We start from the raw sequence: 13,389 nt of genomic DNA, 5'->3' as shown, positions 1-13,389 counted from the left end.
TTTTTCATCATCATTAAATTATTGTGAGCTCACTTTAATATCCATACCGCGTAAAAATTCTAAAACCCAGTGGTCACCTTTATCTACCTAATACCAATGAGCAATAATACCTAATCATTTTGCGAGGCTAAATGTATCGCTCCCTGTGTTAAAAAATTCTCATTTAGAACAATTAAATAGCGAATTTTCGCCTAGCTATCAACACGTTTTTCTACCCTCTAAATAGATCACTTAATTAAACGAATTGCTATAAACTGGTATCATAAAGAATAATTTTTTATATAGTACTGAAGGACTTAATGGCAAAACCTAATAAAAAAGGCCCCACTAAAACGGTCGATATTTTTTGCTCTGCTTGTAAAGCTTCCTTATTTAAGTATCGAAAAGGAGGCAAAGGAGCATTAGTTAAGTGTTTTAAAGAGCGTATTAGTCAAGACTTTACACAAGAGCCCTGTATTTGTCCTAACTGTAGTCGGCCTTTTGCCCGAGAAGCGATTATTCGTGGTGCGCCTGCCTACAAAATAATTGGTGGCAAAGTAACTTTTAAATAATTCAGATACAGTAAAATTTCTTCATACGGACATATGGCCTTGTTAGAATTTATCATATTGATAGAATCGCTCGGTTTGCTGTTTCAATGAATGAAAAAATACCCTCCCCATGGATCGGGCCAGTTTATTGGGTTATTTAAAAATGGATAAAGGATAGTTTCGTGATAGCACTCTTATTTGACATCATAGGTATGACAGGTACTTTTTTAGTAGTTGGTTCATTTTTCTTACTGCAGCTAGGAAAAACGTCCCCATCTAGCCTAACGTATAATATGATGAATTTAACAGGGGCGATTTTGTTGTTAATTAGCCTTTGCTATAACTTTAATTTAGCGAGCTTTGTGATAGAAATATTTTGGATAGCTGCTTCATTAATTGGTTTATACAAATACCTAAAAAACAGATCAGCTTTAGCTACAAATTAATAACGTATTAATTTTGTTCTAAACCTTAAACACTGCAAGCACACCTGTTTGCGGTGTTTTTTGTTTTTAGGACTAGATTTAATTAACAAGTATAACTAAATTCATTTGTTAACAAAAAGTTTATATCCCTGCCTCATATAAGTCGTTACACTAGCGACCTTAAATTTTTAGGCTATTTCTCGGGTAGGCCATGTTTACGTTTTCTAAAAAAATAATTACAGTATGTATATTATTAGTATTAATTTTGGTTGTTACATTTTGGGTAGGCCGCGCTCACGATATTGAAAAAGCAACAGCTCAAGCGCAGCGTCAGGTTACTCAATTAAATAATTACATTGATACTGAACTCGCTCGTTTTTCGGCTATTCCCCAGCTACTTACTTATAATCAGTTAATGATTGAATTTGCAAACGGCGACCAAGCCCATTACAACGCTATAAATAACTACTTAGCTGATATACAACAAGCCAGTGGTGCATCAGATATATTTGTACTTAATGCCCAGGGCGCAGTTACGGCAAGTAGTAACTGGCAAGCCGATTACACATTTTTAGGCAGTAACTTTGCCTTTAGACCTTACTTTAAGCGTGCATTTGCAGGTGAAAAAGTGGCCTACTTTGCACTAGGTATGCGTTCAAAAGAGCGTGGTATTTATTTTTCGCAGGCTGTTTATCACGACAACAAAGCGGTTGGTGTTGTTGTATTAAAAGTGAATGTAAGCAAATTTGAAAACGACAGAGAGCTTTTAAATACATCTAAAGGTAGCCATTTTTATTTAGAGCTTAGTGATAATGTAATTGCGATGTCTGATATGCAAACATGGCGTTTAAATAGCTTCAGCGAGTTTGATATAACAAAGCGACGTAATATAAAGTTACGCCGCGCTTATTTAGATCATCAACCTGTATATATTAAGCAATTTCAATATAAGAGTCAGGGTATTTCGCATTTCAAAATTAATAAAAACCTTTATGTGAGTGCGACAAAACCATTGCGTTACTTTAGTGCACATATGAACGTACTTGTTGATATTACAAAAGTAAATTCAGCTCAATTAATACGCTTGTTTTGGGCATTTAGTATTTATGCTTTAGTTATGATTGTTGGTTATAGCTTACTTGCTCGTTTTGCGGGTTATAAAAAGCTCGTTTACTCTAGGCATAGTCTTGAGCAAAAAGTGATTGAGCGCACACAAGAGCTTGAGAAAACGCAAGTTGCATTAGTTCAATCAGCAAAACTTGCAACAATTGGGCAGTTAAGCGCAGGTATTAATCACGAAATAAACCAGCCCCTTAGCGCTATGAATACATACCTAGCAAGCGCCAAACGTTTACTCGCTAAGCAAAATTACACCGCACTTGGCGAAAGCATAACGGTGATTGAGGGGCTTGTAGGTCGCGTACACAAAATAGTGGGGCAGCTAAAACATTTTAGCAAACCATCACAAACTCAATTAAGGCCTTATCCGTTAGCTGGTTTATTAAATAACGCCTTGATGATTGCCAGCTCACAACTAAAGCAAGATAACGTACACGTAGAGCAGCCTAATTTAGATAGTGGGTTAATAGTGTGGGTTGATTCACTTAAATTTGAGCAAGTGTTGGTTAACTTAATAACTAACGCGAGCCAAGCTATGAATGGCGCAATAATACGTAAATTAAGTTTTAATGTTGAGTGCTTTGATAACCGAGTAAAACTCTCAATTTTAGATACAGGGCCTGGAATAGAGCAACATGCTTTTGGTAATATTTTCGAACCTTTTTATAGTACTAAAGAAAGTAACGGCTTAGGCCTTGGACTATCTATTTCAAAACAAATCATTGACTCGTTTAATGGCTCTTTAAGTGCGCACAATCGACTGCAAGGCGGGGCTGAGTTTATAATCAGTCTATCAAGCACGCAGGATAAAACAGATGATTGAAAACTCACCGTGTAGGCACATCATTGTAGTTGATGATGAAGCGATGATCAGAGATTCATTAAAGCAATTACTTACTCTCGAAGGCTATACAGTTGAGTGCTTTAATGATGCAAGTACGGCTCTAACAAAGCTTAATCGACGTTTTATGGGCGTTGTACTGAGTGACATAAATATGCCTGCAATGGATGGGCTTACTTTGCTTGAGCAAGTCACGGCATTTGATAGTGAACTGCCTGTTATATTTTTAACAGGGTACGCCGATGTAACTATTGCTGTTAAAGCTATGCAATTAGGCGCGTATGACTTATTTGAAAAACCAGTAAACGAAACATTGCTTGATTGCATAGCAAGAGCATGCGACAAGCGTAGCTTAGTGATTCAAAATCGTGCACTAAAACTTGCTGTACAAAAAACCTCAGCGCCGGGTGTACGAATCCTGGGTGATACTCCTAAAATGCAAGATATGATGCATTTACTCAATACGGTTATTGATACCCCTGCTGATGTAATGATTGAAGGTGAAACTGGCACGGGTAAAGAGCTTGTAGCGCGCTACTTACACGATCAAAGTATTCGCTCAGCAAGTAATTTTGTGGCTATAAATTGCGGCGCGGTGCCTGAGCAGTTGATAGAAAGTGAGTTATTTGGTGCTGCAAGTGGTGCCTATACCGGAGCAACTCACACTCGTAAGGGAAAGTTTGAATTTGCACAAGGTGGTACAGTTTTTTTAGATGAAATAGAAAGCACCCCAATGTCGTTGCAGGTTAAATTATTACGCGTATTAGAGGAGCGAAAAGTAACTCCAGTAGGTGATAATAAAGCAATTGAATTAGATATAAGAATTGTTGCAGCCACTAAAGTAGATTTGCTTTTATTAGTTGAAAAAGGTGAATTTAGAGCAGATTTATATTATCGGCTAAGTTTGGTAAAAGTAGATATACCGCCTCTTAGAGCTCGAAAAGCAGATATAGTATTACTCTTTAAGCACTTTAGCTCTATTGCAGCAACACGCTATCATAAGCCGCCAGCACCTCTTAATAGCGAAATACAACAGCGACTCTTAGCGTACGACTGGCCTGGTAATGTAAGGGAGCTTAGAAACCAAGCTGAGCGCGCGGTTTTATTAGGAGTAGAACTTGCTTTTAGTGTTAGCAAAACGCAGGCTAAAGGTGAGCTTTCTCCCGATTTAAGCCTATCTGAAAAAGTTGCTTTTTATGAGCAGTCGTTAATAGAAGAAGCCCTAGAGCGTAACCATGGAAGTATTAAAAATACGATGGATACACTGCAAATCGCTCGTAAAACCCTTTACGATAAAATGAGTAAATACAATTTAAACCGTGATATGTTTATTGACTAAATTGTGTGGTTTATGTGACAACTTCGTTTTTATGGTGTGTGGGAAACCGCACATTTATTCTCTTTTTTTATACGCAATATCCATTAACCATCTGAAATATAGAAGTATTTTACCATTGGCAGTAAAGTTGCCTTATTAGGTCTGACAACAAGTAGATTCTAATAATTAGGACACATAATGATAAAGTTTACACACTCTACTATTTTACTCACCTCAATAAGTAGCTTTGCTTTTTACTCGTACACGGCTTGCGCTACTGAATATGATGTTTATGGTAAAGCCGAAGTGCAAATTGCTAATACAGATACGGGTATTATGCGTTACGCAGAAGAAGGCACGCAGATTGAAGCGCCATTTTCGCGTATAGGCATTCAAGGGCAACACAAATTAAATGAATATTTAAACGTTGTTTTTAAATACGAAGTGCAAGTAAAAGGTTTTGAGCAAGATGACACCGAAGAGCCATTTAGTGCAAGGAATACTTATCTTGGTTTAAAAGGTCAATTTGGCGAGCTTGTAGTGGGAAGAAATGATACTCGCTTTAAATACTCTGAAGGCAAAGTTGATAACTTTAATGAAACCCAAGGTGACATAGCCCAAGTTATTGCAGGACAAGATAGACTTGGTGATACGCTAACATACACTTCTAATTATTGGCATAATACGCAATTTTCGTTTACTTATGCTCCAAAAGACGACAACAAAGATAACGAAGCTGGATTTGCAGCAACTTTTATTTATGGTGATCGTAGCTTAAAAAACACCTCATATTACTTATCATTAAGCCATGTTGATTCTCTTAATAATATTAATGCGAGCCGAATAGCAGCAGCCTATAAATTTGAACAATTACAGCTTGGTGCACTGTATCAGCATTCTGAATCAACAGATGGTATAAAATCAGGTAACGGTTATGTGTTAAGTGCAAGCTATACGCTTGATAAATGGGTACCTAAATTACAGTTTGCTAAAGATGACTCTTTACTTCGTCAAACTTCTGAGGCAACACAATGGACTACGGGCCTTGACTATGTATTTGATAAGCAAACAACTGCTTACCTTTTATACACCGACCTTAATTTAGAAGAACAAGACGACAGCAGTGTTGCGCTTGGTCTTAAATACAAATTTTAGAGGCCTGCCATGACAGATAATATACTCACGCAAAAACCAGATAAGAAAAGACATTTCCAATGGCTTTTTTTGATACTAGGCCCTGTAGTAATGCTATTGACATGTTTACTCGATCCACCAACGGGTATGTCTGTAGCGGCATTTAAAACGGCAGGTTTAGCATTTTGGATGGCATCGTGGTGGGTGAGCGAAGTAGTACCAATTCCAGCCACTGCTTTGCTCCCTCTGGTAATATCACCACTTGCTGATATAGCAGCAATTAAAAGCGTGGCTGCCCCGTATGCGCACCCGCTAATATTTTTATTTTTAGGTGGTTTTTTAATTTCTATTGCTATGGAGCGTTGGGGGTTACATAAACGTATTGCGCTAAGCACCATGTTATATGCGGGTAAAAAGCCAAGCTTGCAAATTTTAGCAATGATGCTGGTAACCGCATTTTTGTCGATGTGGATGTCTAATACCGCAACAGCTGTAATGATGCTGCCTATTGCGCTTTCAATTACTAATTTAGTTAAGCAGTCAGACCCGAGTAATGAAGGTTTTGGTAAGGCTTTACTGTTATCAATCGCTTATGGTGCAAGTATTGGTGGTATTGCTACCTTAATCGGTACTCCGCCTAATGCTTTAATGGCTGCTTACTTGTCAGATAGTTACCAAATAGAAATTGGCTTTGCGCAATGGATGATTGTAGGCGTACCTCTGTCTTTAGGTATGCTAATTATTAGCTGGGTTTGGCTTACTAAATTTGCGTATAAAGTAGATGCTAATATTAAAAACGATCAAAAAATTGATACAAAAGCGGTGTTTTCAACGCAGTTAAAAAGCCTAGGTATAATGCAGCGCGCCGAAAAAGGCGTGTTATTTGTGTTTGTTTTAGCAGCACTGTGTTGGATATTTAGACCTTTATTAGGTGACATAACAGGTCTTAATATTTCAGATACTACTATTGCAATTGCAGCGGCATTGCTGTTGTTTGTAATGCCAGCGAATAAAGGCAAAGGTGAGCGTATCCTTGATTGGGAAAGCGCAGCTAAAGTGCCGTGGGGCGTTTTATTATTATTTGGTGGCGGGCTTACACTTGCATCTCAAATTAAGTCATCAGGGCTTGCTGAGTTTATTGCTCACCTAATTGAAGGCGCTAGCACTATTCCACTAGTTATGAGTGTACTTGTTGTTGTGGCATTAATTACGTTTTTAACTGAGATCACAAGCAATACAGCAACTGCAGCTGGCTTTCTTCCTTTGTTAGGGCCCGTTGCAGAGTCTATAACAGGCTCACCATTGGTTTGGGTTATTCCTGCAGCTATAGCGTGTAGTTGTGCGTTTATGATGCCGGTAGCGACACCACCAAATGCTATTGTGTTTGGCTCAGGGCAAATTCAAATGCGCGACATGATAAGAGCGGGCTTTGTGCTAAACATTGTGGCTATTGTATTAATTACGCTGGTTACAATGACGATTGCAGCCCAAGTATTTGGTTTTTAAAGCTGTACTAAATTAGTTCCAACCAACCTATGTCAGAGTAGTTTCGTTTATACTTACAATTTTAAACAAAGCTACTCTTTATGCTTATTTATATTGCTTAAGAAGCTCTTTTTTAGATAATTAGTGTTATTGCTCGAAAAACAGAACAAGGTTATAGTCGTTAATAACTTTAAAAATTGAGTAACCTATTTTGAGCACTGAGACATCACAGGCAATGCCTTTAATTCCCCAGTTTGATGAATTGCAAAAAAGCTTTCTCGAAACGCCTTACTTGCCAATTGATAAACGTCTCGTTTTATTGAAAAAACTCCGTGTACGTATTGTTGAACTTGAGCAAGAGCTAGTAGATGCTGCTTCGAAAGACTTTGGTTACAGAACCGCTTTCGATACTTTACTTGGCGATATATTGCCTACAGTGCAAACACTCGCGCACATTATTAAAAAACTGCCAAAATGGGCAAAGCCAAGTAATCGCTCTGTGGGTTTAAGCTTGTGGCCTTCAAAAGTAAGTGTTAATTATCAGCCCAAAGGTGTGGTAGGTATTATTGCACCGTGGAATTACCCCATTCAGTTAGCGTTAGTACCTGTGCTTACCGCCATAGCTGCCGGTAATAGAGTGATGCTTAAATTAAGCGAATTCACACCTCATACAAACGCCGTTATCGAAAAAATCTTTAAAGATGATCTGCAAGCTCATTGTAAAATAATACTAGGGGGGAGTGATGTTGCAGCACAGTTTTCATCACTGCCATTTGCTCATTTATTATTTACGGGTTCTACGAACGTAGGTAAATTAGTAATGGCGTCAGCGAGTCGTAACTTAACGCCGGTAACGCTTGAACTCGGTGGTAAATCGCCAGTTATTATTACGCAAAATGCCGATATTAAAAAAGCGGCACAAGCCTTACTGTTTGGCAAAATGGCCAACGCAGGGCAAATATGCGTTGCACCCGACTACGTATTTGTACCCAAAGAGCTTGAGCATCAGCTTATTCAGCAATTATGCGAGTTGTATAAAAAGCATTTTAAAGACGGTGTTGAAGGTAAAAACTTAACTTCTATCATTAGCGATGCGCATTATAAACGTTTGGCAACCTACTTAGAGCAAGCCCAAGAACTGGGTGCAAACATTATTAAGCCACTTGAGCAAAACCAGCAAGACGAAGAAAAGCACCGTATGGGGCTGCATTTAGTAACTCAAGTAACTGACGAAATGCAGCTTATGCAAGATGAGTTATTTGGTCCAATACTACCAATAATGAGTTATGAAAAGCTCGACAGCGCAATTGACTATATTAAAGCTCATCACCACCCATTAGCGTTTTATATTTTAGGCCAAGATAAGCACGCTCAAGAATACATTATGAAGCAAACAATCAGTGGCACTGTGGCAATAAACGACACCTTAGTGCAAGTAACTGCTGATGATGCTCCCTTTGGTGGTGTAGGGCATTCAGGAATGGGGCATTATCATGGCATAGAAGGGTTTTTAACGTTTAGCCATGCTAAAAATACGTTAGTATCGGGCTCGTTTAATCCTCGCATTGTTATGCTACTAAAACAAAGCAAACTTATTATTAAGCTTCTAAAGTGGCTTTACATAAAATAATAGGGTGCTGATTTGGTAAAGTTGAATAAGTGTTAACTTGCTAATCAAGATATATTAAAAAGGCTGAATTACATTATGTAATTCAGCCTTTTTTAGATTAGTTTAAAGCTACGGTCTTAAACTCTAAAATAAGACTTTAAAATAAGCGACCTTCGCCAGCATAGGTACCCACTTGTATTTTTGCATAAATGGCATCGGCTTTTTCTTTAGCTTCTTCAATTTCTTTAGGCAGCATTTTACGCTCATCAAGTTTACGGCTATGACTCGCTTGCATATTACCGTTGTACTCAGCGATAGTATTCCAAATATATGACTTTTCTAAATCTTTTGGCATACCTAGTCCTTCAAAATACATGAGGGCTAAATTAAATTGCGCTAAAGAGTAATTGTTTGCAGCTGCTTTTTCGTACCAGTTACGTGCCGCTTCATAGTCTCGTGTAACACCCACGCCATTAGCGTACATTACGCCCAAATTAAATTGAGCCGCAGGTAAATTCTTCTTAGCTGCTTTTTCAAATAAGGTAATTGCCATTTGATGATCAAGTTTAACGCCTTTACCTTCGTCGTATAAAACAGCTAGAGCAAACATCGAATCAGCATGGTTCTTTTTAACGCCTTGTTGATAAAGTGCAGCTGCTTTGCGGTAATCGCGTGTTACACCGTATCCACCTTCGTATAATTTGGCTAGTTCGTAAATTCCTGGCGCAAAACCTTTGTCTGCTAGGTATTGGAATTCTTTTAGGGCGACTGCAAATTCACCTTCGTTAGCTGCTCTTATGCCATCTTCTAATGTTGCATGAGCGAAAGAGCTGGCAAGTAAAACGCCAGCAAGAATGAGTGCTTTTAAATTAAACTGTGACATATTAATGTCTCCAATTAGTAATAGTTTCGATAGATTTTAGGGCCAGTACATTTTTTAGGTTAAACACCCACTGCTATTTAGGCTCGCGCTTGAGGCGGTTTGCTCTTTGCTGCTCGGTTTTTTAATGAGCTTACTAAGTTACAAACTTCGCGCGGCGATTAAATAACGCCTAGATAGAACAAATTTTAATCCTAAAAGGTCAACAGGCCATAGTTAAATGTTAATTTATTAAATTTTTGCACTATTTGCACATTATAAACGTTTAATACCCAATACATTTATGTAAAGACTAAATCGGTTACTATAAATAGATGCAAAAAAGGGTGTCTACTGTTATGTTTTACGCCAGCTTTAGTGTAAACGCAAGGCGGTACCTTATAAGATCGTGCGTATAAAATGTAAATAACGGCGCGGTGGACTTTCAAGGTAAGTAAATGAGTTTAAGAAGTGTAAGATACAGATTTTATAGAAAATTTAAAGATATAAAAAAAGCCCGTTAGGGCTTTTTTGAGTCATATTAACCGTCACTAATATGAGCAATGTAGCAAGTAAATGTGATATTTGGTGTTATTACTTGGGTCGAGTAAGTAATACCACGAAGCGGCACGTTCTTCTTTTAATGTGTCAGCATCCTTGCTGAATATCCTTCCATAGGCACTGAGGTCGGTACACTTTGTTTCTGATAATGATTATTAGTTAGATTAACGCGCAAGTCAATACTTAAATGATAATTATTATCAAATAAGATTTTCATGATTATAAAATTAAAATAAGGAAAGTGATGCTTAATAATCTTAAAGCTAAAAAAGTGATAAATGCATGCTTTGCTATCAGCATGGTATTTTTGTGTAGCTGTTCAGCCTCATTCACTTATAACAACTTGAGCTGGCTTTCGTCATTTTGGGTAGATGATTATATTGATTTAAATAAAACACAAAATAAGCAGCTCAAACAGATTATTAACTCGACCCAAGCGTGGCATAGAAGTACGCAGTTACCCGCCTACAGACAAGACATACAAAATATAAAAGTATTGTTTAACCAAACATTGAAGGCTAAACAATTAAAAACACAGGTTGTGCTTGCAAAACAACATTGGCAGAACCTACTTGAATACGCGCACATGCCTATAGCTGAGCTTGGGGCAACCTTATCAAGTGAGCAAAGAGAAGAACTTTTAAACAATATTCAAATAAAAATTAACGACGAACGCGAAGAGTTTAACGAACAAACCCCGCTTGAGCGAAAAAGTGAGCGTTTGGAAGAGCAATTTGAATACTACGAGCAGTGGATAGGCAAACTTAATAAACAACAAAAAGCGCTGATTAAATCAACTAATGAGCAACATCAAGACTCAGGAGCGCTGTGGTTAGAGTACAAGCAAACCCGTTTGAATGCGGCCAAACAGGTATTTACAAATGCTGAAATTACAAAAAAAGAATTTATAAATCAGTTGAGTACAGTTATTAAAGAGCGCGAACTATATATGAGCGACGCACTATTGAAAACCAATGAAGCAAACTTAGATTTATATATAAATTTACTCTACGAATTAAACTCAACCTTAAATGATAAACAACGCCAAAGCGTTAATGATCAATTTGATGAGTTAATTGAGACCTTAAACGATATAATAGAAAACTAAATTGTGCGTGAATTATTAAGTTTTAAATTAGCTGTTTAGGCTGATTTGTTTTTAAACGCAAAAATGCTTTTTAAAGGGCAATATATGGTTACAGATTTGAAAAGTATCTTAAACACTTGGTATCCCAACAGGGACAACCAAGAATGGGTTTTAGCTACTTTGTATAAAATTGAAGGCTCTAGCTACAGAAAGCTAGGTGCTATGATGCTTATTTCGAGCCTAGGCGAGCGCTTAGGGATGCTTTCGGGTGGCTGTTTAGAAGCTGACATACAGCGCCATGCTAAACAAGTAATGAGTACTTTAAGCAGTAAAACCATTAGTTATGATGCCACCGATGAAGACGATTTAACATTTCAACTTGGCATTGGTTGTGGAGGTATAGTACATATTTTACTGCAGCCTATTCATAAGGCTAATGACTATTTACAGTTAGAGCTTGTATCTAAAGCACTTAATGAGAATAAACCAGGGCGATATCTTCAACAAGTAAGCCCCATTTTGCCAGCCGGTAGTGGTGTATTTACGCAAAATGATGAGTTGCATGGTTTATCAATGAACCGCAAAGCGCAGTTGGTAGAATTACAAGGCGCTACGAGTTTGCAAACCTCTATTTATCCACCGCCCCATCTATTAATAGTAGGTGGTGGCGCTGATGCAGTTCCGGTTTATACATTTGCCAAACAACTTGGTTGGAGTGTAACTGTATGGGATACGCGCGCTGCCAATGCAAAAAGACAGTATTTTAAAAATGCAGATGCTATTTTGCGCATCACACCGAGTGAGTTAAAAGAATATTGTATAACCCATAAAGTTGATGCGGCTATTCTAATGGCTCACAGCGTTGAACTTGACGCCAGTACGTTGGCTCAATTTAAAGATGTTCCGTTTAAATATATAGGATTATTGGGTCCGAAGCACAGACGTGAACAAGTTTTAGAGCACGCAAATACGCGTGTTTCACAAATTAAGTCTCCTGTTTTTGGGCCTGTCGGTTTAAATTTAGGGGGCGACTCGCCAGAGAGTATTGCACTATCGCTGATCAGCGAAATACATGCAGTGCTGTGTGATAAAGATGCCCAATCACTAAGTCATTGGGGGCAAGAGCCGTGCTAATTGCAAAAGTTGTTTTAGCCGCAGGGCAATCATCTCGCTTTAACGGCTGTAAATTAACAGCTGATATTGGCTTTGGCAAAACAATGATTGAGCATGCTGTAAATACACTTCAAGAACTTGATGACACGCCGGTGTATGTAGTTACCGGGGCATGGCATAAAGAAGTAGTACAAGCACTGGCAGGTTATAAAAACATAGAGCTCATTGAGAACAAGCAATGGAGCCAAGGCTTAGGTAATTCAATCGCGATAGCTTCTCAAACAGTGTTTAAAAATAAGTCCTTTGATGGGATTTTATTTATGCTCGCGGATCAGGTTGAGCTAAAAGTAGCGCACTTAAGTGAGCTAGTTACTGGTTTTAAACGTAACCCATCGCGCTGGTGCGCAAACTATGGCGAGCGTTTAGGTGTACCCGCTATATTCCCAGCGGTTGATTTATCTCAGCTTGCAAGCTTAACTTCAGATAGAGGTGCGCAGCAATTACTGCGTTCCAACAGTGAGGTCGTCAATACAATTAGTTTAAGTAGTGCGAGTGTAGATATAGATACTCAAAAGCAGCTAAGTAATTTTATAGCTAAAAATGAGTGAAAAAGTATTAGTAGGGCAAAATAAGTTTTAGCTGCGCTAACGCTTTAGTGCAGTGGTTATGGTATTTAGCTGTTAATGTAGCTGATGCGGTAACTATATGTGTTATGGATTAGTAGTTACAACAATCTTAACTGTTATAACCTGCGTTTAAATTAAACAATTTAAACGCAGGTTATAAAGCTTAATCAAGGGGCAAGCTATGGTGACGTTTACAATTAATGGCAAGGTGGTTGAATCACACGCAAGTGAAGATACACCATTGTTATGGGTTATTCGTGATGAAATTGGATTAAAAGGTACGAAGTTTGGTTGCGGTATTGCAATGTGTGGTGCGTGTACGGTGCATTTAGATGGGCAAGCAACTCGCTCATGTGTTTTACCAATTGGCGCAATTGCAGGAAAAAACATTACCACAATTGAAGGGCTTAATAACGAACACCCACTTCAAAAAGCATGGGTTGAAGAGCAAGTACCACAGTGCGGTTACTGTCAGTCGGGGCAAATAATGCAAGCTGCTACATTACTGGCAGCTAATCCAAGTCCTTCAGATGAAGAAATTGTAAGCCACATGAATGGTAACTACTGTCGCTGTATGGCTTATAAACGTATTAAAACTGCTATTCAACGCGCTGCAGATGAGTCACAAAGTGTAGTAAATATATTTGATCCAAATGCACAAGACGCTTAACTGGAGCCGATA

General features: G+C 38.2%; 12 protein-coding genes. 11 read left to right on the top strand and 1 reads right to left on the bottom strand.

What is annotated here, in order from left to right:
• Positions 1–299 precede the first annotated feature (299 nt).
• From GQR47_RS00135 to GQR47_RS00105, 7 genes are all read left to right on the top strand, one after another.
• Positions 300–551, top strand: a complete 252-nt coding sequence (locus GQR47_RS00135; RefSeq protein WP_024595559.1) for a hypothetical protein — start codon at positions 300–302, stop codon at positions 549–551.
• A gap of 161 nt (positions 552–712) precedes the next feature.
• Entirely contained in the window at positions 713–976 is a 264-nt protein-coding gene (locus tag GQR47_RS00130; RefSeq protein ID WP_024595558.1) for a hypothetical protein, read from the top strand.
• Between the two features lie 190 nt (positions 977–1,166).
• Entirely contained in the window at positions 1,167–2,897 is a 1,731-nt protein-coding gene (locus GQR47_RS00125; protein WP_039488491.1) for an ATP-binding protein, read from the top strand.
• The gene (locus GQR47_RS00120) at positions 2,890–4,254 is read left to right on the top strand and encodes a sigma-54 dependent transcriptional regulator (RefSeq protein WP_165723361.1); all 1,365 of its coding nucleotides are present in this window, start codon (positions 2,890–2,892) and stop codon (positions 4,252–4,254) included. The genes GQR47_RS00125 and GQR47_RS00120 overlap by 8 nt, the downstream gene beginning before the upstream one ends.
• A 177-nt stretch (positions 4,255–4,431) precedes the next feature.
• On the top strand, positions 4,432–5,388 hold the full coding sequence (locus GQR47_RS00115; RefSeq protein ID WP_138490398.1) for a porin: 957 nt from the start codon (positions 4,432–4,434) through the stop codon (positions 5,386–5,388).
• A 9-nt stretch (positions 5,389–5,397) separates the two neighbouring features.
• Complete coding sequence (locus tag GQR47_RS00110; protein ID WP_165723360.1) at positions 5,398–6,873, top strand: SLC13 family permease; 1,476 nt, start codon at positions 5,398–5,400, stop codon at positions 6,871–6,873.
• Between the two features lie 190 nt (positions 6,874–7,063).
• Positions 7,064–8,482 (top strand): coniferyl aldehyde dehydrogenase, encoded by a 1,419-nt coding sequence (locus GQR47_RS00105; protein ID WP_206015915.1) that lies wholly within the window; start codon positions 7,064–7,066, stop codon positions 8,480–8,482.
• 136 nt (positions 8,483–8,618) lie between these two features.
• Here the strand turns inward: GQR47_RS00105 and GQR47_RS00100 are convergent, their stop codons facing one another.
• Positions 8,619–9,344 carry a tetratricopeptide repeat protein gene (locus GQR47_RS00100; RefSeq protein WP_165723359.1) on the bottom strand — a complete coding sequence of 242 codons (726 nt, stop codon included), beginning with the start codon at positions 9,342–9,344 and terminating at the stop codon, positions 8,619–8,621.
• A 781-nt stretch (positions 9,345–10,125) separates the two neighbouring features.
• Between GQR47_RS00100 and GQR47_RS00095 the strand changes: the two genes are divergently transcribed.
• The 4 genes from GQR47_RS00095 (at position 10,126) to GQR47_RS00080 (ending at position 13,377) form a co-directional block, all read left to right on the top strand.
• On the top strand, positions 10,126–10,989 hold the full coding sequence (locus tag GQR47_RS00095) for a DUF6279 family lipoprotein (RefSeq protein WP_165723358.1): 864 nt from the start codon (positions 10,126–10,128) through the stop codon (positions 10,987–10,989).
• An 84-nt stretch (positions 10,990–11,073) separates the two neighbouring features.
• Complete coding sequence (locus GQR47_RS00090; RefSeq protein ID WP_165723357.1) at positions 11,074–12,102, top strand: XdhC/CoxI family protein; 1,029 nt, start codon at positions 11,074–11,076, stop codon at positions 12,100–12,102.
• The gene (locus GQR47_RS00085) at positions 12,096–12,689 is read left to right on the top strand and encodes a nucleotidyltransferase family protein (RefSeq protein ID WP_002958695.1); all 594 of its coding nucleotides are present in this window, start codon (positions 12,096–12,098) and stop codon (positions 12,687–12,689) included. Before GQR47_RS00090 ends, GQR47_RS00085 begins: the two co-directional genes overlap by 7 nt.
• A gap of 199 nt (positions 12,690–12,888) precedes the next feature.
• Positions 12,889–13,377 carry a (2Fe-2S)-binding protein gene (locus GQR47_RS00080; RefSeq protein ID WP_007582016.1) on the top strand — a complete coding sequence of 163 codons (489 nt, stop codon included), beginning with the start codon at positions 12,889–12,891 and terminating at the stop codon, positions 13,375–13,377.
• Positions 13,378–13,389: the final 12 nt, after the last annotated feature.

This window comes from Pseudoalteromonas sp. Z1A2, assembly GCF_011378755.1.
GTDB lineage: Bacteria > Pseudomonadota > Gammaproteobacteria > Enterobacterales > Alteromonadaceae > Pseudoalteromonas > Pseudoalteromonas distincta.
This window is presented reverse-complemented; position numbering and strand designations above follow the sequence as displayed.

Coding starts and splice junctions, on each gene's coding strand:
- GQR47_RS00120 (WP_165723361.1), top strand. CDS start 2,890: ATGATTGAAAACTCACCGTGTAGGCACATCATTGTAGTTGATGATGAA.
- GQR47_RS00115 (WP_138490398.1), top strand. CDS start 4,432: ATGATAAAGTTTACACACTCTACTATTTTACTCACCTCAATAAGTAGC.
- GQR47_RS00125 (WP_039488491.1), top strand. CDS start 1,167: ATGTTTACGTTTTCTAAAAAAATAATTACAGTATGTATATTATTAGTA.
- GQR47_RS00090 (WP_165723357.1), top strand. CDS start 11,074: ATGGTTACAGATTTGAAAAGTATCTTAAACACTTGGTATCCCAACAGG.
- GQR47_RS00110 (WP_165723360.1), top strand. CDS start 5,398: ATGACAGATAATATACTCACGCAAAAACCAGATAAGAAAAGACATTTC.
- GQR47_RS00100 (WP_165723359.1), bottom strand. CDS start 9,344: ATGTCACAGTTTAATTTAAAAGCACTCATTCTTGCTGGCGTTTTACTT.
- GQR47_RS00095 (WP_165723358.1), top strand. CDS start 10,126: ATGCTTAATAATCTTAAAGCTAAAAAAGTGATAAATGCATGCTTTGCT.
- GQR47_RS00080 (WP_007582016.1), top strand. CDS start 12,889: ATGGTGACGTTTACAATTAATGGCAAGGTGGTTGAATCACACGCAAGT.
- GQR47_RS00135 (WP_024595559.1), top strand. CDS start 300: ATGGCAAAACCTAATAAAAAAGGCCCCACTAAAACGGTCGATATTTTT.